The sequence below is a fragment of the Paenibacillus odorifer genome, assembly GCF_000758725.1.
In the GTDB taxonomy this organism is placed as follows: Bacteria; Bacillota; Bacilli; order Paenibacillales; family Paenibacillaceae; genus Paenibacillus_AQ; species Paenibacillus_AQ odorifer.
This window is the reverse complement of sequence record NZ_CP009428.1, coordinates 5,905,264-5,926,410: the sequence shown is the minus strand read 5'-3', so window position 1 is coordinate 5,926,410 and position 21,147 is coordinate 5,905,264. Positions and strand designations below refer to the sequence as shown.

Genomic DNA, 21,147 nt, shown 5'->3' with positions numbered 1-21,147 from the left:
AAAGGAGGAGTCCAAAATGAAACATGACTCTGCAATGCTCCCAGAGCAGGAAGAACTGCAAGATTCTGTTGATATAGAGACTAAGGAGAGTGAGATACAGAAGAGGATTATTCCTCCGCGTCCGAAGCGGCGCCACCGCAAACGTAAATTTATCGCTGGACTGCTGGCAGCTCTCATCCCTGGGACGGGGCATTTGTATTTTGGGCTTCTCCGAAAAGGGATCACCTTCATCTTTCTAATTCTTTTGGATATCTCAGCTTTATTGTATTTCTCATCCATCGGGATGCAGATTAATGTTCCACTACTTATTTTACTTGCGCTCATTATTCCGGCGATCTATTTTTATAACGTGTATGACGTATTGCAATCAGCGGATAGGCTTCTTCGCTTCCCAGAGGATCATGAGCTTGATATCCCTGTGACCAAAGCAAACGTGGCTCCTAAGCGTCGTAGTATCGTCAGCGAGCCTGGGATATCCTTTGGGCTCTTACTGCTATTAGGGGGCGCCCTGCTTATTCTGTTCCGGCAAAAACCAACATGGCTCCAGTTCTTTATTGAACATTATGCTGAAATGGCTGTATCTGTCATTATAGTATGCGGTGGCTTATTTATAGGAGCTAGAGAAATTGCCAGAGCAGTTGTGCAGCGTAAAGACAATGAACCTCGCAAGCGGCGCGTAGGAAGATATACGGCTTCTGTATTGCTGATAGCTATTTCTGTTCCTTTGTTTTTGGATTGGAGAGAGGGAACTGACTATATGCTCCTGCTCTTGAAGTGGTGGCCAGTCATCCCGGTGTTATGGGGGATTGAGTTCCTGCTGATGTTTATCTTCTCTAACCGTTCAGCCAAGGGAACCAGAATCAGATTGGATTTACGTGGGCTTTTATCCGCTATATTGCTAGCTGCGAGTGTATTTATTGTTGCAGAGCAAGAACATTATTTATATCTATGGAAAAATGTCAGTCTTAATCTGACGGCAGCAGCAGTGGATTATGGTGAGGCTAAAGGCAGCAAATATCAGAAAGCCCCGCTAATTGTTCCGGTGGAATTAAATACAGCCAAAATATCTATTGATAGTATTAATGGTGATATTTTATTACACCGTGCTCCGGTGGATGATATTCAAATTACGACGACAGTTTGGGTAGATCAGTTGGATGGGCCGATGGCTGAAGCTATATCAGAACAGTCCTTTGTGGACGTTGTTGAAGGGCCCAACATAAAAATAACCTCAAATAGCAAGGCTTATGGAGAATCCGGCAAACGCCAGCCACGCATGGATTTAGACATTTACTTGCCGGAGGATCGCCGCTTTAACCTCGATGTTCGCACCATGAATGGCGGGATCACATTGCAGAATGTAGAAGCCATTGAAGACATTTCTCTGGAAACGGGGAATGGAGAGCTGATCCTTCATCGTATCTTTGGTAATGTTAAGGGAAAAACACTGAATGGAGCTGTCCGTGCCAGATCTGTTCAAGGCAGCGTTGATTTAACGACGAGCGGTGGCAATATGAATGCTTGGGATGTTACCGGTGCTTTGAAATTATCGACGGCTGTCGGCAATATTAGTGCGATCGGAAATAGCAATGATATCGATATTACTACCAAAAACGGTAATTTAGAGGTTGATGGAGCCAGATCCAAGCTACATGCGGAATCTCTAAATGGTACCATTGATGTTCGCTCTTCAGATGTCGCTGGAGACTGGGATATTTATAGCGCAGTTGGTGATATTCAATTGTATTTGCCAGTGTTAAGCAACTATACAGTGAATGGTTCCAGTGGATATGGTGATATTACTTCAGATTTGCCTGAACTTACAATTGATAAGAAAAAAGTATCAGGTGAAGTGGGGACCGGTGAGTTCAAGCTTCATGTTGAAGGAAATAGCAATCTAAATGTTAGGAAATATTGAAAAAAGTAATTTTTCTTATATAATAATAAATATAATGTATAGACTTCGTTGACAACATTGAAAAACCAGTCTTACAATCTTAAGAAGTACTTCTTTTATTTTTAAATTCAAAAGGCGGTGACAGTAATGGGGAGTGGAGTACAACATGCACTGGAACAATTAAAGACAACAGGTGTCCGTATAACGCCCCAGCGTCATGCGATTCTTACGTATTTGATGGAAGCAATGAATCATCCTACAGCTGACGATATATACCGGGCGCTAGAGCCGAAATTTCCGAGCATGAGCGTTGCAACTGTATATAATAATCTCAAGATGTTTATGGAAGCCGGCATGGTTCGCGAGTTGACCTACGGGGATAGTTCCAGTCGTTTTGATGCCAATGTATCTGATCATTATCATGTCATCTGTCAGCTATGCGGTAAGATTGAAGATTTTAGTTATCCATCGCTTCATGATGTAGAGATACATGCGGAGCAGGAAACGGGCTTCAAAATTACGGGTTTGCGTATGGAATTGCATGGAGTTTGCAAATGTTGCAGAGAGAAGCAACAATAAGACAGAATACTACAGTACTCAAGGGCGTATAGCCAAGCTACACAATAAACGTGTGAAATCCGAAAGCGGAGGACTCACGTTTTTATTTTTTTAGAAATAACAAAATATAGTGAAAATGACTAACTTATACTGGTTATCCGGAACCAAGTGGATGTTATAATCGTATTGTTAGACTTAACTTAAAATCATCTAATATTTGGAGGATATATTTTGGACAGAAGATATAGACAAAAACGCGTTAAAAAGCGCGGAGGTCTTTTCCGACGCTTTTTTGGACTTTTGCTCATTGCGGCAGCAGCTTATTGGGTTGTGTTTTTTGTATTGCCAAATCGCCAGCACATCGATCCAGACTGGAAAGGCCTAGAACATCCTATCTTCGTAAAAGGAGAGCTAACAGGATATTCCGCATCAGGGACCGGTGATAGCATGCTCTTGCCTTTACCATTACTGCAGGAACATGTGGACTCCTCTATTCGTTATGAAGAAAAGACTAAATCGGTCATCCTATCAACGGAAAGTGAACTTCTATATATGCAAGAGGATAAAACCGATGCTAGTCTGAACAATCGTCCGCTGCAGCTGCGGCTGGCACCTGAAGTTAAGGAGAAGATAACCTATCTTCCTGCAGATGTATTAGAGGACCTTTATGGATTTGAAATTGAAGAGGATACGACCACCGGGGCTGTGCTGTTAATGACAGCAGGGGAGACTGTACCTTTGGGGAAAGTGAAAGGTGAAGCGGGAGATAAGACAGTCGCTCTTCGCAACGAAGCATCGATTCACGCACCCATCGTGGCGAATATGTCCCCGGGAGCCAGTGTGAGTATTTGGAATAAGGAAAATGAGGACTGGCTGTATGTGCAGTTAAGCAGCGGTTATGCGGGTTATGCCAAGGCCAGTGATATTATCTCGGACGGTCAAAAAACAGTGGAACCCAAAAGCACCACTCCCTCACGGGCAGAACGAAGCTGGAAAGGGAAGTCAGTGAATTTGTATTGGGAAGCAGTTTATCAACGTAAACCTGATCCAAGTACATTCGGTGAGCTTCCAGGGGTTAACGTGGCTAGCCCGACTTGGTTCAGTATCATAGATGGTGATGGAAATGTGCGCAGTCAGGCTGACAGTGCGTATGTGCAATGGGCGCATGAGCGCGGGTTGGAAGTGTGGGGGCTGCTCAGCAATAGCTTTGATCCGGACATAACCACTGAGGCATTGTCGAGCTATGAGAAGCGGATGAACGCGATCGTACAGATCCTCGAGTATTCAGATTTATACAAGCTGGATGGAATTAATATTGACTTTGAGAATGTATATACGAAAGACGGGGAGAATGTTACACAATTTATGCGAGAGCTAAAACCTATGGCTCAAGCCAAAAACTTAATCGTCTCCATAGACGTAACCCCTAAATCCAACAGTGAGATGTGGTCAGCTTTCCTTGATCGTAAGGCTCTTAATTCCGTAGTTGATTATCTTATTGTTATGGCTTATGACGAGCACTGGGCGGCTAGTCCTATCGCGGGCTCTGTTGCGTCTCTACCGTGGGTAGAAAGCTCGTTAAGCCGGATCATAGAGGAAGACGATGTACCGCCTGAGAAGCTGATTCTGGGGATTCCACTGTATACTAGAATCTGGACTGAGGCCCAGGTAGATGGCAAGACCAAAGTAAGCTCTAAATCGGTTAGTATGAATGCCGTTGAAAAAATTATTAAAGAGAAGAAGCTAACCCCAACCTTTGATAAGGCAGCTGGGCAGAATTACGTTGAGTATAAGGAAGATGGCGCTCTTAAAAAAATATGGATCGAAGACAAAGTTTCCTTAAAAGCTAGAGTTGAGCTTGCTAAGTCTTTAGGGCTTGGTGGCATCGGTTCATGGAATCGCAGCTTTAGTAATCTGTCTGCATGGGAGGCATTACAAGGAATTCATAAGTAATTATTATTTCATTCATAATAAACAAAGGGGCTCCCAATACGGGGGCCCCTTTGTTGTATTAAGCAAATGTTTGATTGCATTATAAATCGCTAGTAATAAGCTTCTGTAAGATGTGTTTTATTGATTAAGCTGCTGACTCTTAAGTTGTTCCGCAGTAATATTGGCCTCAGCTGGATCCATAGTAAGGATGGTATGGCAGAACATACAGCGGTCTGTTTTGCCCAGCATTTTGGTCAGCTTGTGACATTCAGGGCATTCCAGTTGGACTGCGCTAGTTGACAGCATCCCAGCCCAGAAATAGATTGCAAGACTTGCCATCATTGAGATTAAACCGATTACAAGACCGATTCCAGCGAATACTTTTCCAGTTGAGCCCCAAAACACGATGCCCGCTGTACCCAAAACCATAAGTCCCATTCCGAGCATTGTGAGCAGTAATCCCCATGTGCGAAAAGCGTTGATCTTAGCCGTTTTAAACTTCATGAGTGTTTGCTCCTAACTAAATATAGTTGGGTTGTCCAGAAGGAACTGTCTTTCATATGTAGAATAATAATTATAACTGAATTATAACTGACTGGACGCAAAATCGCCAAATTTAATGGAGGGAAGCATGGAACTGTCCAATGTAACTTTGTTGAGTGGAGAAACGTTTGATGAGAATGTTTTAGGAGCGGTCGTTTTGCGGCAGAATGGGGATATTCCGTTTCAAAGCGCACTTCTTCAAGATTTTGATATGATAGTGTTAGTATTGCATGAAGAACAGGATAGAGAGCATATTGTTCGCCATACCATTGCCGGTGACCAACGGACCCAGTCAGTCCATATCGGCCTATTTGCTTTGGAGCAGGCTGTTATGGCAGGGGATAATAACGAACTTCTTATCAGTTTGATGAGGGGGGAAGTGATCTGGGACCCCAAGGGAATACTCGAGGAAATGCGCAGCGAGATATTGCAATTTGAAGGACCGATCAAGGAACGGGTCGCATTTATGGAGTTTGCCCGCTTTTTGCATATGTATGTGAAATCCAAGCGCTATATAGAGGCTGGCTTTATTATGGATGCTTACAACTGTGTATTGATAGCCTTATATCATTGGGCAAGAATAGAAGTGAGTGAAGTGGGTGCTTTCCCCGAGCCAGCTATTTGGGAACAGGTTAAAAGCATGAATACCTCTGTTCATAAACTTTATGAGGAGTTAACGGTCAGTACTGAGACCTTAGAGCAACGTGTGGAGCTTGTGCTTCTTGCATGTGAATTTGGGATTATGTCCAAAATGACGGACTGTTGTCTATTGCTCTTTAATATTTTGAATAGCCGTAAGGAAGCATGGAGCATTAAAGAATTACTGCAGCATTCAGGTCTGAGTCAATTAGAGTCTGAACTACCCCTTGTTTTACGAAAGCTGGTTTCTCGTTCGCTAATCCGAGAGATTACATCTTGGGCTGATGTTCACGAGGGAGAAGGGCATGCGATCCGCTATACATTATAGAGATGAATTAGATACAGTAGAAGATGTTTAATTATAGAGAGATGAGCAAGGATAGGGAGAGGCTGAGCACTCTCTTTTTTATTTGTTTACTAATATGAAACGCTCATATTTATTCAGGAAAATTAATGGTTGACTCTTTCCTTGTTCATGTGTTAAATTATAACTCGTCCCTCTGACACAGAGATGTGCTTTCGAAAACATTCGAAAGACAACCGAAAAAAGAAATTAAAAAAAAGGTTGACTAAAACGAGGGTGCTGTGATATATTATAAAGGTCGCTGCTGAACAACACATCGACGAAATAAACGGCTTGATCTTTGAAAACTGAACAACGAGTGAGTAGGAAATCACGTAAGTGAAATCCAAAATTAGAGAATTAATTTTCTCGTCAGATGTTTCAAAATGAGCATATCGCTCTTTTCAATACTAATTGGAGAGTTTGATCCTGGCTCAGGACGAACGCTGGCGGCGTGCCTAATACATGCAAGTCGAGCGGAGTTATTTTGAAAGCTTGCTTTCAAAATAACTTAGCGGCGGACGGGTGAGTAACACGTAGGCAACCTGCCCTTCAGACTGGGATAACTACCGGAAACGGTAGCTAATACCGGATAATTTCTTTTTTCTCCTGAGAGAAGAATGAAAGACGGAGCAATCTGTCACTGAGGGATGGGCCTGCGGCGCATTAGCTAGTTGGTGGGGTAACGGCCCACCAAGGCGACGATGCGTAGCCGACCTGAGAGGGTGAACGGCCACACTGGGACTGAGACACGGCCCAGACTCCTACGGGAGGCAGCAGTAGGGAATCTTCCGCAATGGGCGAAAGCCTGACGGAGCAACGCCGCGTGAGTGATGAAGGTTTTCGGATCGTAAAGCTCTGTTGCCAGGGAAGAACGTCCGGTAGAGTAACTGCTATCGGAGTGACGGTACCTGAGAAGAAAGCCCCGGCTAACTACGTGCCAGCAGCCGCGGTAATACGTAGGGGGCAAGCGTTGTCCGGAATTATTGGGCGTAAAGCGCGCGCAGGCGGCTATTTAAGTCTGGTGTTTAAACCTTGGGCTCAACCTGAGGTCGCACTGGAAACTGGGTGGCTTGAGTACAGAAGAGGAAAGTGGAATTCCACGTGTAGCGGTGAAATGCGTAGATATGTGGAGGAACACCAGTGGCGAAGGCGACTTTCTGGGCTGTAACTGACGCTGAGGCGCGAAAGCGTGGGGAGCAAACAGGATTAGATACCCTGGTAGTCCACGCCGTAAACGATGAGTGCTAGGTGTTAGGGGTTTCGATACCCTTGGTGCCGAAGTTAACACAGTAAGCACTCCGCCTGGGGAGTACGGTCGCAAGACTGAAACTCAAAGGAATTGACGGGGACCCGCACAAGCAGTGGAGTATGTGGTTTAATTCGAAGCAACGCGAAGAACCTTACCAGGTCTTGACATCCCTCTGAATCTGCTAGAGATAGCAGCGGCCTTCGGGACAGAGGAGACAGGTGGTGCATGGTTGTCGTCAGCTCGTGTCGTGAGATGTTGGGTTAAGTCCCGCAACGAGCGCAACCCTTAACTTTAGTTGCCAGCAGGTAATGCTGGGCACTCTAGAGTGACTGCCGGTGACAAACCGGAGGAAGGTGGGGATGACGTCAAATCATCATGCCCCTTATGACCTGGGCTACACACGTACTACAATGGCCGGTACAACGGGAAGCGAAGCCGCGAGGTGGAGCCAATCCCATCAAAGCCGGTCTCAGTTCGGATTGCAGGCTGCAACTCGCCTGCATGAAGTCGGAATTGCTAGTAATCGCGGATCAGCATGCCGCGGTGAATACGTTCCCGGGTCTTGTACACACCGCCCGTCACACCACGAGAGTTTACAACACCCGAAGTCGGTGGGGTAACCCGCAAGGGAGCCAGCCGCCGAAGGTGGGGTAGATGATTGGGGTGAAGTCGTAACAAGGTAGCCGTATCGGAAGGTGCGGCTGGATCACCTCCTTTCTATGGAGAATCGTTCTCTGCAATGAGGACATTCAAATCGGAAGCTAAGCTTCCAAAACTCAGGTTTAGGCCTGTTACTCACTCGTTGCTCAGTTTTGAGAGTTTAAGCTCTCAAGTAAGACTTGATCCTTGAAAACTGGATACCGAAACGAATTTGCGTTTTAGAACATCTTTTAGCAACTTGTGTAAACAAGTAAATGTTATTAGTGAGATTTTTCTTCGGAAAAATCAAGGTTAAGCTAATAAGAGCACACGGAGGATGCCTAGGCGCCAGGAGCCGACGAAGGACGTGGCGAACAACGAAACTGCCTCGGGGAGCTGTAAGCAAGCTTTGATCCGGGGGTGTCCGAATGGGGAAACCCAGCTGTGGTAATTCGCAGTTACTCATACCTGAATACATAGGGTGTGTAGAGGCAGACCAGGGGAACTGAAACATCTAAGTACCCTGAGGAAGAGAAAACAATAGTGATTCCGTCAGTAGCGGCGAGCGAACGCGGAACAGCCTAAACCTAAGAGCTTGCTCTTGGGGGTTGTGGGACGTCTCACATGGAGTTACAAAGGAATATGGTAGGTGAAGAGGTCTGGAAAGGCCCGCGATAGAGGTAAAAGCCCTGTAACCTAAACTGTGTTCTCTCCGAGACGGATCCCGAGTAGTGCGGGGCACGTGAAACCCCGTATGAATCCAGCAGGACCATCTGCTAAGGCTAAATACTACCTGGCGACCGATAGTGAAACAGTACCGTGAGGGAAAGGTGAAAAGCACCCCGGAAGGGGAGTGAAATAGAACCTGAAACCGTGTGCTTACAAAAAGTCAGAGCCCGATCTATGGGTGATGGCGTGCCTTTTGTAGAATGAACCGGCGAGTTACGTTTAACATGCAAGGTTAAGCCGAGAAGGTGGAGCCGCAGCGAAAGCGAGTCTGAATAGGGCGAATGAGTATGTGGACGTAGACCCGAAACCGTGTGATCTACCCCTGTCCAGGGTGAAGGTGCGGTAACACGCACTGGAGGCCCGAACCCACGTACGTTGAAAAGTGCGGGGATGAGGTGGGGGTAGCGGAGAAATTCCAATCGAACTCGGAGATAGCTGGTTCTCCCCGAAATAGCTTTAGGGCTAGCCTCGGTATAAGAGTAGTGGAGGTAGAGCACTGATTGGGTGCGGGGTCCGCAAGGATTACCAAGCTCAGTCAAACTCCGAATGCCATATACTTATTGCCGGGAGTCAGACAGTGAGTGCTAAGATCCATTGTCAAAAGGGAAACAGCCCAGACCATCAGCTAAGGTCCCCAAGTGTGTGTTAAGTGGGAAAGGATGTGGAGTTGCACAGACAACCAGGATGTTGGCTTAGAAGCAGCCACCATTGAAAGAGTGCGTAATAGCTCACTGGTCGAGTGACTCTGCGCCGAAAATGTAACGGGGCTAAACACACCACCGAAGCTATGGCTAGATACGTATGTATCTGGGGTAGGGGAGCGTTGTGTAGGGGTTGAAGGTGTACTGAAAAGAGCGCTGGACACTACACAAGTGAGAATGCCGGTATGAGTAACGAAAAGATCAGTGAGAATCTGATCCGCCGAAAGCCCAAGGTTTCCTGAGGAAGGCTCGTCCGCTCAGGGTAAGTCGGGACCTAAGGCGAGGCCGAAAGGCGTAGTCGAAGGACAACAGTTTGAAATTACTGTACCACCGTAATCCGCTATGAGCGATGGGGTGACGCAGGAGGGTAGTGACGCGGACTGATGGATGTCCGTCTAAGCAGTGAGGCTGATGTGTAGGCAAATCCGCACATCATTAAGGCTAGGCTGTGATGGGGAGCGAAAATTATAGTAGCGAAGGTCATGATCTCACACTGCCAAGAAAAGCCTCTAGCCAGGAGAAGGTGCCCGTACCGCAAACCGACACAGGTAGGCGAGAAGAGAATTCTAAGGCGCGCGGAAGAACTCTCGTTAAGGAACTCGGCAAAATGACCCCGTAACTTCGGGAGAAGGGGTGCCCCGGTAGTGTGAATAGCACGAGGGGGCCGCAGTGAAAAGGCCCAAGCGACTGTTTAGCAAAAACACAGGTCTGTGCGAAGCCGCAAGGCGAAGTATACGGGCTGACGCCTGCCCGGTGCTGGAAGGTTAAGGGGAGTGGTTAGGGGTAACCCGAAGCTATGAACCGAAGCCCCAGTAAACGGCGGCCGTAACTATAACGGTCCTAAGGTAGCGAAATTCCTTGTCAGGTAAATTCTGACCCGCACGAATGGCGTAACGACTTGGGCGCTGTCTCAACGAGAGATCCGGTGAAATTTTAATACCTGTGAAGATGCAGGTTACCCGCGACAAGACGGAAAGACCCCATGGAGCTTTACTGCAGCTTGATATTGAATTTGGGTACGATCTGTACAGGATAGGTGGGAGCCGTAGAAATCGGAGCGCAAGCTTCGGTGGAGGCGCCGTTGGGATACCACCCTGATCGTATCTAGGTTCTAACCTAGTACCCTTACCGGGTACGGGGACCGTGTCAGGCGGGCAGTTTGACTGGGGCGGTCGCCTCCTAAAGAGTAACGGAGGCGTTCCAAGGTTCCCTCAGAATGGTTGGAAATCATTCGCAGAGTGCAAAGGCATAAGGGAGCTTGACTGCGAGACCTACAAGTCGAGCAGGGACGAAAGTCGGACTTAGTGATCCGGTGGTACCGCATGGAAGGGCCATCGCTCAACGGATAAAAGCTACCCTGGGGATAACAGGCTTATCTCCCCCAAGAGTCCACATCGACGGGGAGGTTTGGCACCTCGATGTCGGCTCATCGCATCCTGGGGCTGAAGTAGGTCCCAAGGGTTGGGCTGTTCGCCCATTAAAGCGGTACGCGAGCTGGGTTCAGAACGTCGTGAGACAGTTCGGTCCCTATCTGTCGTGGGCGCAGGAAATTTGAGAGGAGCTGTCCTTAGTACGAGAGGACCGGGATGGACGTACCGCTGGTGCACCAGTTGTTCCGCCAGGAGCATGGCTGGGTAGCTACGTACGGACGGGATAAGCGCTGAAAGCATCTAAGCGTGAAGCCCCCCTCAAGATGAGATTTCCCAATTAGTAAGACCCCTTGAAGACGACGAGGTAGATAGGTTGGAGGTGGAAGTGCAGCAATGCATGGAGCTGACCAATACTAATCGGTCGAGGGCTTATCCTATACTTAGAATGCAAATTCGTTTCGGATTCAGTTTTCAGGCGATTAAGCCTGGTATGAATATTCCCTGATAGCTCAGTTGGTAGAGCACTCGACTGTTAATCGAGTTGTCACAGGTTCGAGTCCTGTTCGGGGAGCCATATGGAGAGGTGTCCGAGTTTGGCCGAAGGAGCACGATTGGAAATCGTGTAGGCGCCACAAGCGTCTCGAGGGTTCGAATCCCTCTCTCTCCGCCACAAATTTTTAATTAGTATGGCCCGTTGGTCAAGGGGTTAAGACACCTCCCTTTCACGGAGGTAACATGGGTTCGAATCCCATACGGGTCACCAAATTTTCACTTGATTTATCCTAGTGGACTTTGGTACAATAACAATTGTTGTTTATGGAGGCTTAGCTCAGCTGGGAGAGCATCTGCCTTACAAGCAGAGGGTCGGGGGTTCGATCCCCTCAGCCTCCACCATAACATATTTTTACTGACGCGGGGTGGAGCAGCCCGGTAGCTCGTCGGGCTCATAACCCGAAGGCCGCAGGTTCAAATCCTGCCCCCGCAACCAATTAACTTAAGCAATTATATCTTTTGGAACCGTGGTGTAGTTGGCCTAACATGCCTGCCTGTCACGCAGGAGATCGCGGGTTCGAATCCCGTCGGTTCCGCCATTTTCATCATGGCTCGGTAGCTCAGTCGGTAGAGCAGAGGACTGAAAATCCTCGTGTCGGCGGTTCGATTCCGTCCCGAGCCACCATTTATCATCACAAAAGAATGAGTGCCATGCCGGTGTAGCTCAATTGGTAGAGCAACTGACTTGTAATCAGTAGGTTGGGGGTTCAAGTCCTCTCGCCGGCACCATCCTTGGAGGATTAGCGAAGTGGCCAAACGCATCAGACTGTAAATCTGCTCACGTAAGTGTTCGGTGGTTCGAATCCATCATCCTCCACCAGTTTTTAGGGGCATAGTTTAAAGGTAGAACAACGGTCTCCAAAACCGTTGGTGTGGGTTCAATTCCTGCTGCCCCTGCCAAGTTCTTTCTAAAGTTTAATATGGCGGCCGTGGCGAAGGGGTTAACGCACCGGATTGTGGTTCCGGCATTCGTGGGTTCGAGACCCATCGGCCGCCCCATTTTCTTTAAAATGAATAATGGCAACAATATCAACTTAATATGGCGACTGTGGCGAAGGGGTTAACGCACCGGATTGTGGTTCCGGCATTCGTGGGTTCGAGACCCATCAGTCGCCCCATTTTACTTTAAAATGTTATTGGGGATTAGCCAAGCGGTAAGGCAACGGACTTTGACTCCGTCACTCATAGGTTCGAATCCTATATCCCCAGCCATTTTATGCGGACGTGGCTCAGCGGTAGAGCATCGCCTTGCCAAGGCGAGGGTCGCGGGTTCGATTCCCGTCGTCCGCTCCAAAATTTACATGGCGCCATAGCCAAGTGGTAAGGCAAAGCTCTGCAAAAGCTTTATCCCCAGTTCAAATCTGGGTGGCGCCTCCATTTAGTTCATATGTGCCGGCGTGGCGGAATGGCAGACGCGCTCGACTCAAAATCGAGTGGGAAACCGTGGAGGTTCGAGTCCTCTCGCCGGTATCTTAAAAAGGTTAGTAAGAATGCTTTTATAAGCAATCTTACTAACCTTTTTTCTTTATGTTCTTAGTTTTACAGGATTAAGCCGTTGAATAGAGGAGTTTCTCTATTTCAACGGCTTTTTTTAATCTGATTAGTGATTAACCTGATTGATTATTAATGCGGAATGCTCGCGGGGTATGACCTATTTCTCGTTTAAACATATTGCAGAATTGGGCATCGTTCACAAAACCTGCAGCAGCAGATACTTCAGAGATTTGCATCTGAGTATGACGTAATAGAGATTTTGCATAATCCAGGCGTTTTAACAGCAAATACCGCAGGGGTGAAGACCCGAAACGTTCTTTAAATAGATGGCGAAAACGATCGTAGCTATATCCGGACATTTCTGATAGTGTTTCGACGGACAATTTATGGCGATAATGCTCATTCATATAATTAAGGACATATTGTACTCGATCTTCTGATGGGGATTGATATCCAGAGGCACTAAGAAGCCTCATAAGATGGACGGTAATCTCGCTCATTTGTAGGTTTAGAAGCTCAGAGAATCCGTCTTGCTTGCGTGTAAACTCTGCTTTCATTCGCAGCAGGATTTGAAGAACGGTCTGATCTTTATCATCTTCATATACGCCGAGCAGATTACTCATATTAGGGTGTTCCGAGTGGAAGCCTACAAATAATACATTTGCATCCTCACGGTGGTGCTCGTCATGTTTATGATTGGGTGGCACAAGCGCGAAAGAAGAGGAGCGAAAATGGTAACTTCGTGGGCCAACATTGGTTGTCCCTACCCCCTGTAAATAATAGACCAGTTCGTAGCATTCATGCTGGTGTGGAGGGATATAAGTATTTAGCTCATGTGTGGCACTTACAATATATAGAACACGATCCATGATGATCCTCCAATACTTATGTTTTAGCCGAATCGTACAAAACTATGACCGAAATCATATAATTATTTTTAATAATATTTGTTATGATCGTATCAATAAATCCGAAAGTTCGCAACCTGACTGGCCATCTCGTTCGGAAATAAAGCGGATTATTAATAATAATGGTATTTTTATTGCTATTTTTGAGCCTAAACGTTAAATTTATTACTTTTAATGATACTTTATTTGGAAAAAAGAGAATTTCCATTTGAACCGTGAATTATACAATGGGTGAAGATGGGGATTCTGCCGGATTACTAACCAACTAAAATTAGGGGTGGAATAGAGTAATGAATAAAAAAGTTCTTTCTTTGTTGTTATTAATGGTGATGGTTCTGGTCACAGCATGTGGGAATAACACGTCCAATAACGGTTCTTCTGCGAATACTGGATCAAACGCTGCTGAGGGTGGAGAAACAGGTTCAGGGGATAAACTCAAGGTTGTATTGCTGATTCCGGGGACACTTGGGGATAAATCATTTTTTGATTCCGCTAATAACGGCTTGCAAAAGGTTAAGGATGAACTAGGTGCAGTAACAAAGGTTGTTGAAATGGGCGTTGATAAAACGAAATGGGAGCCAACATTTAACGATATCGCTTCCGAGGATTGGGATGTAATTATTTCTGGCGGTTCTGAAATTACTGAGATGTTTAATGCAACGGCAGAATTGTATCCAGACAAAAAATTCATTAATTATGATACCGACATCGATGAAGCACCAGATAACATGTACAACATGTCTTATGCGACAAATGAAGTATCTTTCTTGGCAGGTGCCGTAGCAGCATTAGCTACACAATCGGATATGCCGAATGCTACCCCTGAGAATGTGATTGGGTTTGTGGGCGGTATGGATATTCCGGGGATTAATGCTTTCTTGGTCGGTTACATTCAAGGTGCTCAGTATGTTGATCCTGATGTAAAAGTGGCTGTGTCGTACGCTGGTGATTTTGTTAACCCGGCAAAAGGTAAGGAGCTGTCTCTAATTCAATATAACTCCGGCGTGGATGTTATTTTTAACGTGGCTGGGGGTACAGGTCTTGGGATCTTTGACGCAGCTAAAGAAAAGAAAAAATATGCAATCGGTGTAGACTCCGATCAGGCAATGTTGATTAACGATACGGATAGTGAAAAAGCAAATCTAATCGTTACTTCATCTATTAAAAAGATTGATACGGCTATTCTAGGTGCAGTGAAGAGATTGCAAGAGGGAACGCTAGAAATGGGCAAACGTGATGTGTTGAGCTTTGTAGATGATGGTGTAGGTATTGCTGAGAATGATATTTATAAAAATGTATTCCCGGCTGATCTTCAGGCCAAGGTTGAAGAAGTGAAGCAAAAGCTGATCAATAAAGAAATTAAAGTGGATAATGCGATGGGGATGGAAACCGCAGAGGTAGAAGCTATTCGTAACGCAGTTAAGCCTTAAGCTTTAAATCTTAAGATCAGCTCTATAGAGTTAAACCTACAGTTGGAGATTCTTCTAGTCAGGGGAATTCCAGCTGTATATTTTTGCAGACCTCCAAGTTGAAAGGCGTTGAGACCTATGTACAAAGCTCTGCTGGAAATGCGGGGAATTACCAAGGTATATCCCAATGGCGTCGTTGCAAATAAAGACGTGCATTTTTCTTTACGTGAGGGAGAAATACATGCGATTGCAGGTGAGAACGGTGCTGGTAAATCGACTTTAATGAAGATTATGTTCGGCATGGAAGAGCCAAGTGAAGGCGAGATCTATATCAAGGGTGAAAAAGTAAAGCTGCAATCCGCTCAGGACGCCATTGATAGAGGCATCGGCATGGTCCATCAGCATTTCATGTTGGTACCTTCTTTTACGGTGGCAGAGAATATGGTGCTGGGTATGGAGCCGCGCAGAGGAGTTGGCATTAATTATGCCGAGGCTGTGCGCATGACGGAAGAGACCGCAAGGAAATACAATCTGGCCGTGGATCCTAAAGCAAAAGTAGAGGATCTTACAGTTGGGATGAAGCAAAAGGTTGAGATTCTTAAGGCGCTGCTGCGTGGTGCGAAAATTCTGGTGCTTGATGAGCCGACTGCGGTGTTGACTCCACAGGAAACAGAGGAATTGTTCCGCGAGCTTAAGCAATTAAGGGAACAGGGTCATACGATAGTTTTTATTTCGCACAAATTAAAGGAAGTCAAAGCGATTTGCGACAGAATTACGATTATGCGCAGCGGCCGTAGTGAAGGTGTTTTTCAAACACAGGATGTGACAGAACAGGAAATCTCGCGACTAATGGTCGGCAGAGACGTCGTGCTGAAATATGACAAAGAGATTCTGGCTGTTAGTGAGCCAGTACTAACGGTGCAGGGACTCAGTGTGAATGATGCAGATGGCAAAGCATTATTGTCGGATATCAATTTTGCGGTACGTGGTGGGCAGATCGTTGGGATTGCTGGTGTAGAAGGCAACGGGCAGACACAGCTCATTGAAGCTCTTACAGGTAGCTTGAGAGGTGTCTCAAGTCAGGGCTCTGTACTAGTGAAGGGAAAGGATATCCGTGAATCGGATATTTTGGATATTCGTAAGCTAGGCGTTTCCTATATACCGGAGGATCGGATGCGGCAAGGGATCGCTAGTGAGGCAAGTATAGCTGATAATCTGCTATCTACTCAGTATCGTACAAAAGCAATGAATAAAGGTCTTTTTTTGAATGGCTCACGAATTGCCAAGCTAGCAGTATCCCTTGTAGAGGAATTTAAAGTCCGCTGTTCAGGACCTTCTCAGCCCATAGGAATGTTGTCAGGTGGTAACATGCAGAAGGTAGTCGTAGCTAGAGAGTGTTCGACTGAACCGCAGCTGCTTATTGCAGAACAGCCGACACGGGGTGTGGATATAGGCGCAGCCCAGTTCATACATCAAAAGTTGTTGGAATTACGTTCAGACGATTGCGCGATTTTGCTAGTGTCGGCAGATTTGAATGAGATCTTGGAGATCAGCGATAGTCTGTTAGTAATGTACGAGGGTAAGATTGTTGCCTTTTTCGAGGAGCCATCTAAGGTTAGTGAGGAAGAATTAGGTCTTTATATGCTGGGGATTCATCGACAGGACGAGGAGCACATCGGGAGGGCCGTAAATCATGTTTAAAGTTAAATATTTTGAGTACATTCGAACATCGGCGGTAATCGTTATTGCACTCGCTATTGCCTTTCTGATCATCTCTTTGGTCAGTAATCAGCCTGTGAAGACGATTGGTATATTCCTATTAGAGCCGTTATCCAGTAAAGGTCATATTGGTAATGTGATTGAGATGGCGATTCCGCTCATGTTCACTGGGTTGGCAGTATCCTTGTTGTTTCGAGCCAATATGTTCAACCTGGGAGCTGAGGGGATTTTTTATTTCTCCGGTGTTGTAACTTCCGTATTGGCTATTCATTTAACGTTGGACGGCTGGCTGCATCCGATGGTAGCTATTGCTGCAGGTTCAATTGTAGGAGCCTTGCTCTCGGCAATACCTGGTATTCTGAAGGCAAAATGGAATGCTAATGAGTTGGTTACATCCTTAATGTTCAATAATATTTTGTTCGGAGTAGGGTTATACCTACTGAACTATCATCTACGTGATGCTAAAGCTTTTGCCAATGTATCCTACAAATTCGAGAAAACGGCACTGCTGAGTAAAATGGTCTCCGGTACCCGTATTCATACCGGTCTTATTATCGTTATCGTGCTTATTATTGCAGCTCATCTATTCCTATACAAAACGAAATGGGGATATGAGCTGCGCATGACAGGCATCAACCGGGACTTTGCCCGTTATTCCGGTATGAAGACAGCCAAGGTTATTATTCTCGTTCACTTGATTGCAGGTTTTATCGCAGGTATGGGGGGTTCCGTAGAAGTGCTGGGGATGTATAACCGTTTCCAATGGACGTCACTGCCTGGTTATGGTTTGGATGGTGCCCTTGTAGCGATGTTAGCCAAAAATAATCCGCTGTCCGTAATCGGCTCTGCATTGTTCCTAGCGTACATTCGAATTGGGGCTGACATGATGGCGCGTCTGTCTGATGTACCTTCAGAGATGATCTCAATTATACAGGCAATTATCATTCTTCTGATTTCGGCTGAGCAATTTCTGAAGTTCTGGAAAAATCGGATGCTCTTGAAGGAGGCGAAGGAAGCGTGAATAGTTTGTTTGATGTAATTTTTACAACTGACTTTGCGTTCTCTGTCCTTCGCGTGACGACTCCGATTCTGTTCGCCGCGCTCGGCGCACTCATCTCCAACCGTGCAGGGATCATTAACATTGGGATGGAGGGCATCATGCTTGTTGCCGCTTTAGCGGGTGTCATCATAAGCAGCTATACGCATAGCGCGTGGGTAGGTCTGCTTGGGGCGGTGCTGTCTGGAACATTGATCGCTGGAATATTAGCTTTTTTCACCCTGAAATTCAAAACACATATCATTCTCGGGGGTGTGGCCATTAATATGTTCGCTTCGGGAGGAACTGTGTTTATCCTCTATCTGCTTAGTGGCGACAAGGGTTCTTCCACTTCTCTGGCGAGTAAAGTTTTGCCTAGTGTCCAGATTCCTTTGTTGAAGGATATCCCGGTGCTTGGACCTATTTTATCGGGGCATCACATTCTGACGTATGTTTCTATATTGGCTGTGTTTGTTGTCTACTATCTATTAAATCGTACACCGCTTGGACTGCGCATTCGTTCAGTGGGCGAAAATCCACATGCGGCTCAATCCGTGGGTGTAAGTGTTGTGAAAATACAGTATATGGCTTTGCTGCTTAGCGGATTTTTTGCCGGTTTAGGCGGTGCTTATATGTCGATGGGGTATTTGTCACTGTTTACCCGCGATATGATCGCTGGCCGGGGCTGGATTGCCATTGCCGCTGAGTCGATGGGAAGAAGTACGACCGTAGGCACGGCGCTGACCTCTTTATTATTTGGTACTGCAGATGCATTGTCGAATGCTCTACAGGTGTTGAAGATTCCTGCGGAGCTAATCGCTACTCTTCCTTATGTAGCCACAGTAATTGGACTTGTGATCTACGCAGTATCTGAGACACGAAAAAAGAATAAAAAACTTAAAAGCCCGCTAGTTAAATAGCGATTGAAATGATTGATACACAGACAAGGAGTGAGTAACTATGCCAACACCTATTATTATTGACTGCGATCCAGGGCATGATGACGCAATAGCGATACTGCTTGCCATAGCAAATTCGGAGAAGTTAGATCTGCGCGGGATTACAACGGTTGGTGGAAACCAAATTTTAGATAAAATCACGGAAAACGCCCTGAAGGTGATCAGCTTCGTGAATGCTGACATTCCTGTAGCTAAAGGGGCTGCTGGCCCACTGTTCGGCAAGCTTGTTACAGGTGAGGAAGCGCATGGTGAATCGGGCATGGATGGGCCGCTTTTGCCCCCAAGTAAATTCCGCCCTGTAGAGCAGGGTGCTGTGGAGTTTATGCTGAATATCATCCGTTCTTCAGAGGAGAAGATTACGCTCGTGCCGATGGCTCCTTTAACAAATATCGCACTGCTAATCACGGCTTATCCAGAGATTAAAGACAGAATTGAAAAAATCTCACTGATGGGCGGAGGTATCTCTTATGGGAATGTCACCTCTACTGCGGAGTTTAATATCTATGTAGATCCTGAAGCAGCCCGTATTGTGTTTGAGTCGGGGATTCCGATCACAATGAGTGGTCTGGATGTGACCGATAAGGCTGCTATTTTTGAAGATGAGATCCTAGCATTGAAAGAGCGGGGACCAGTGTCTACAATGGTCGGAGAATTGCTGGATTTCTATTCGATTTACGGTAAAAAAATGGGCTATGTCGGCAGTGCGCTGCATGATCCATGTGCTGTTGCCTGGCTGCTGCATCCGGAACTATTTGAATTTGAGCATCTATATGTAACGGTGGAGACAGAAGGCAAGCTGACGCGGGGAATGACAGTTGCAGACAGACGGAAGAAGACGGATCGTCCAGCGAATGTGCAAGTATTGGTGGGAGTTGACCGGGAAGCATTTATGAGGCTGATCTTTGATTCACTGGAAAAGCTTGATCAAGAGCTGCTGCTAGCGGCTGAAGGGAAGTAGCCTATGGCAGGATGGGAGAGACTTCAAGAGACCGTGCAGTTTGAAATTGCTCAGCGTGGAGAAGAAGGTTGCGAGATTGATGGGTTCGCGGATAAGCTAGCGGCTGCTGGTGCCGATGAGCTCAAGCTGATGCAGGTATACAATGAGCTAATGGAGCTTACGATCAGTGAGGATTTTCCGTATCAAGAGCCATCCTCTCTGGAGGAGATTCGTCAACTACGTCCAGAAGGCCCACGTAAGCTTGAGGCGGACTGGAGCGAAGCGGAATGGAGAGATAAGTTCTATGGAGCCTGGCTCGGTAGAAGTGTCGGCTGCGCACTCGGGAAACCGCTGGAGTATTGGGACTATCTCTATGGGAAAGATGGCCGTCCGGGCTGGGAGAATATTGAGCTATGGTTTCAGGGTGCGGACGCCTGGCCAATTACTGGCTATACGCCTGGGCATTCACGGGCAGAGGCTGAATATGGTCTTGGCTTAAGCGAATGGACACATGCCAGTACCCGCGAGACGATCAAGTATATGGAAAGCGATGACGATATTCGTTACACTGTCCTGGGTCTTATGCTGCTGGAACAGAAAGGTCTGAACTGGGATTCTTGGGATATCGGAAAGCTGTGGCATACACATTTAACATATAGTCAGGTGTGCACGGCGGAGACACAGTCATATATGAATTTTGCGCAGGAGACCTCTCATCTGCATGGCGAGAAGCCTGCGGATTGGCTGGTGCGGCAGGAAAGAGTGCGGATGCACTTAAACCCTTACCGCGAGTGGATTGGTGCCGCTATACGCGCAGATGGACTGGCTTATGGTGCAGCAGGTTATCCTGAGCTTGCGGCAGAATTAGGCTGGCGTGATGCTTCATTTTCACATGTGAAAAATGGCATCTACGGTGAGATGTTTAATGCGGCGATGATATCGGCAGCTTTTGCAGAGAAGGATAATGAACGGATCCTAGAGATTGGCCTTAGTGAGATTCCGCGTACCAGTCGTCTTGCCAGTGAGGTTTTGCGGGGGATAGATATTGCGCAGAAGGCCAAAAGCGAGCGGGACTTGGTTCGTAACATTTGGGATACTTTTAGCCACTATGATGCGGTCCATACAAATAATAATGCTGCTCTTGTAGCCGCGTCGCTTGTTTATGGCGGGAATGATTTTGAAAAAACAGTCGTCACTTCCGTATACGGTGGAATGGATACAGACTGTAACGGGGCAACTGTGGGCTCAATTATGGGAGCGAAGCTTGGAGCAAGTAAGTTGCCGGCTTCATGGATTGAACCGCTTCACGATACGTTATATGCGGATCTGCCCGGATTTCATCCGATTGCGATTTCGGAATGTGCGGAACGCAGCTACCAAGTGTTCTTGAAGATTCGCAGAGAGCTTGGCGAAAAGGCATAAAAGATTTAGCAAGTATGGGACTCAATAGATCAGGGATTCAGGGATTACTATATGAATTATGGGATGTCTTAAGCTATTGGCTTAGACATCCTTTTTTGCGTAACAGCA

General features: G+C 46.5%; 12 protein-coding genes, 16 tRNA genes and 2 rRNA genes. 28 read left to right on the top strand and 2 right to left on the bottom strand.

Features of this window, described 5'->3' with window-relative positions; genetic code table 11:
• Positions 1-16: 16 nt before the first annotated feature.
• From PODO_RS25815 to PODO_RS25805, 3 genes are all read left to right on the top strand, one after another.
• Positions 17-1,918, top strand: a complete 1,902-nt coding sequence (locus tag PODO_RS25815; protein ID WP_235219439.1) for a DUF4097 family beta strand repeat-containing protein — start codon at positions 17-19, stop codon at positions 1,916-1,918.
• Between the two features lie 126 nt (positions 1,919-2,044).
• Complete coding sequence (perR, locus tag PODO_RS25810; protein WP_036680160.1) at positions 2,045-2,476, top strand: peroxide-responsive transcriptional repressor PerR; 432 nt, start codon at positions 2,045-2,047, stop codon at positions 2,474-2,476.
• A 210-nt stretch (positions 2,477-2,686) separates the two neighbouring features.
• Complete coding sequence (locus PODO_RS25805) at positions 2,687-4,408, top strand: glycosyl hydrolase family 18 protein (protein WP_036680156.1); 1,722 nt, start codon at positions 2,687-2,689, stop codon at positions 4,406-4,408.
• A 117-nt stretch (positions 4,409-4,525) separates the two neighbouring features.
• Here PODO_RS25805 and PODO_RS25800 read toward each other — a convergent pair whose 3' ends face one another.
• Entirely contained in the window at positions 4,526-4,891 is a 366-nt protein-coding gene (locus PODO_RS25800) for a DUF2614 family zinc ribbon-containing protein (protein ID WP_036680151.1), read from the bottom strand.
• 127 nt (positions 4,892-5,018) lie between these two features.
• Between PODO_RS25800 and PODO_RS25795 the strand changes: the two genes are divergently transcribed.
• The 19 genes from PODO_RS25795 (at position 5,019) to PODO_RS25705 (ending at position 12,625) form a co-directional block, all read left to right on the top strand.
• Positions 5,019-5,897 (top strand): nucleotidyltransferase-like protein, encoded by an 879-nt coding sequence (locus tag PODO_RS25795; RefSeq protein WP_036680149.1) that lies wholly within the window; start codon positions 5,019-5,021, stop codon positions 5,895-5,897.
• A gap of 426 nt (positions 5,898-6,323) precedes the next feature.
• Positions 6,324-7,881, top strand: a 16S ribosomal RNA gene (locus tag PODO_RS25790).
• Between the two features lie 232 nt (positions 7,882-8,113).
• Positions 8,114-11,040 (top strand): 23S ribosomal RNA (locus PODO_RS25785).
• Together the 16S and 23S rRNA genes with 16 tRNA genes alongside form the textbook arrangement of a ribosomal RNA operon.
• A gap of 61 nt (positions 11,041-11,101) precedes the next feature.
• A tRNA-Asn gene (locus tag PODO_RS25780) sits at positions 11,102-11,177 on the top strand.
• Between the two features lie 3 nt (positions 11,178-11,180).
• Positions 11,181-11,273, top strand: a tRNA-Ser gene (locus tag PODO_RS25775).
• Between the two features lie 18 nt (positions 11,274-11,291).
• Positions 11,292-11,366: transfer RNA gene (locus PODO_RS25770), tRNA-Glu, on the top strand.
• A 55-nt stretch (positions 11,367-11,421) separates the two neighbouring features.
• A tRNA-Val gene (locus PODO_RS25765) sits at positions 11,422-11,497 on the top strand.
• Positions 11,498-11,514: 17 nt separating this feature from the next.
• A tRNA-Met gene (locus PODO_RS25760) sits at positions 11,515-11,591 on the top strand.
• A gap of 25 nt (positions 11,592-11,616) precedes the next feature.
• Positions 11,617-11,694, top strand: a tRNA-Asp gene (locus PODO_RS25755).
• 10 nt (positions 11,695-11,704) lie between these two features.
• Positions 11,705-11,780: transfer RNA gene (locus PODO_RS25750), tRNA-Phe, on the top strand.
• 28 nt (positions 11,781-11,808) lie between these two features.
• A tRNA-Thr gene (locus PODO_RS25745) sits at positions 11,809-11,884 on the top strand.
• 5 nt (positions 11,885-11,889) lie between these two features.
• Positions 11,890-11,975 (top strand) — tRNA-Tyr (locus tag PODO_RS25740).
• Between the two features lie 6 nt (positions 11,976-11,981).
• A tRNA-Trp gene (locus PODO_RS25735) sits at positions 11,982-12,055 on the top strand.
• A 23-nt stretch (positions 12,056-12,078) separates the two neighbouring features.
• Positions 12,079-12,154, top strand: a tRNA-His gene (locus PODO_RS25730).
• A 43-nt stretch (positions 12,155-12,197) separates the two neighbouring features.
• Positions 12,198-12,273: transfer RNA gene (locus PODO_RS25725), tRNA-His, on the top strand.
• A 19-nt stretch (positions 12,274-12,292) separates the two neighbouring features.
• Positions 12,293-12,367: transfer RNA gene (locus PODO_RS25720), tRNA-Gln, on the top strand.
• A 6-nt stretch (positions 12,368-12,373) separates the two neighbouring features.
• Positions 12,374-12,448, top strand: a tRNA-Gly gene (locus tag PODO_RS25715).
• A 10-nt stretch (positions 12,449-12,458) separates the two neighbouring features.
• Positions 12,459-12,532, top strand: a tRNA-Cys gene (locus PODO_RS25710).
• Between the two features lie 14 nt (positions 12,533-12,546).
• Positions 12,547-12,625, top strand: a tRNA-Leu gene (locus PODO_RS25705).
• A 137-nt stretch (positions 12,626-12,762) separates the two neighbouring features.
• Here PODO_RS25705 and PODO_RS25700 read toward each other — a convergent pair.
• Positions 12,763-13,518 carry an AraC family transcriptional regulator gene (locus PODO_RS25700; protein WP_038573295.1) on the bottom strand — a complete coding sequence of 252 codons (756 nt, stop codon included), beginning with the start codon at positions 13,516-13,518 and terminating at the stop codon, positions 12,763-12,765.
• 329 nt (positions 13,519-13,847) lie between these two features.
• Between PODO_RS25700 and PODO_RS25695 the strand changes: the two genes are divergently transcribed.
• From PODO_RS25695 to PODO_RS25670, 6 genes are all read left to right on the top strand, one after another.
• On the top strand, positions 13,848-14,987 hold the full coding sequence (locus PODO_RS25695; protein WP_036685574.1) for a BMP family ABC transporter substrate-binding protein: 1,140 nt from the start codon (positions 13,848-13,850) through the stop codon (positions 14,985-14,987).
• Between the two features lie 117 nt (positions 14,988-15,104).
• On the top strand, positions 15,105-16,667 hold the full coding sequence (locus PODO_RS25690; RefSeq protein WP_036685571.1) for an ABC transporter ATP-binding protein: 1,563 nt from the start codon (positions 15,105-15,107) through the stop codon (positions 16,665-16,667).
• Positions 16,660-17,706, top strand: a complete 1,047-nt coding sequence (locus PODO_RS25685; RefSeq protein ID WP_036685569.1) for an ABC transporter permease — start codon at positions 16,660-16,662, stop codon at positions 17,704-17,706. Before PODO_RS25690 ends, PODO_RS25685 begins: the two co-directional genes overlap by 8 nt.
• Entirely contained in the window at positions 17,703-18,641 is a 939-nt protein-coding gene (locus PODO_RS25680; protein WP_036685567.1) for an ABC transporter permease, read from the top strand. The genes PODO_RS25685 and PODO_RS25680 overlap by 4 nt, the downstream gene beginning before the upstream one ends.
• Before the next feature lie 40 nt (positions 18,642-18,681).
• Positions 18,682-19,638, top strand: a complete 957-nt coding sequence (locus tag PODO_RS25675) for a nucleoside hydrolase (RefSeq protein WP_036685565.1) — start codon at positions 18,682-18,684, stop codon at positions 19,636-19,638.
• Between the two features lie 3 nt (positions 19,639-19,641).
• Entirely contained in the window at positions 19,642-21,039 is a 1,398-nt protein-coding gene (locus PODO_RS25670; RefSeq protein ID WP_038573292.1) for an ADP-ribosylglycohydrolase family protein, read from the top strand.
• The last annotated feature ends 108 nt before the right edge of the window (positions 21,040-21,147 follow it).

Bases quoted from the DNA above. Each gene is read 5' to 3' on its own strand.
- PODO_RS25815 (WP_235219439.1), top strand. From the start codon at position 17: ATGAAACATGACTCTGCAATGCTCCCAGAGCAGGAAGAACTGCAAGAT.
- perR (WP_036680160.1), top strand. From the start codon at position 2,045: ATGGGGAGTGGAGTACAACATGCACTGGAACAATTAAAGACAACAGGT.
- PODO_RS25800 (WP_036680151.1), bottom strand. From the start codon at position 4,891: ATGAAGTTTAAAACGGCTAAGATCAACGCTTTTCGCACATGGGGATTA.
- PODO_RS25795 (WP_036680149.1), top strand. From the start codon at position 5,019: ATGGAACTGTCCAATGTAACTTTGTTGAGTGGAGAAACGTTTGATGAG.
- PODO_RS25700 (WP_038573295.1), bottom strand. From the start codon at position 13,518: ATGGATCGTGTTCTATATATTGTAAGTGCCACACATGAGCTAAATACT.
- PODO_RS25695 (WP_036685574.1), top strand. From the start codon at position 13,848: ATGAATAAAAAAGTTCTTTCTTTGTTGTTATTAATGGTGATGGTTCTG.
- PODO_RS25690 (WP_036685571.1), top strand. From the start codon at position 15,105: ATGTACAAAGCTCTGCTGGAAATGCGGGGAATTACCAAGGTATATCCC.
- PODO_RS25685 (WP_036685569.1), top strand. From the start codon at position 16,660: ATGTTTAAAGTTAAATATTTTGAGTACATTCGAACATCGGCGGTAATC.
- PODO_RS25675 (WP_036685565.1), top strand. From the start codon at position 18,682: ATGCCAACACCTATTATTATTGACTGCGATCCAGGGCATGATGACGCA.
- PODO_RS25670 (WP_038573292.1), top strand. From the start codon at position 19,642: ATGGCAGGATGGGAGAGACTTCAAGAGACCGTGCAGTTTGAAATTGCT.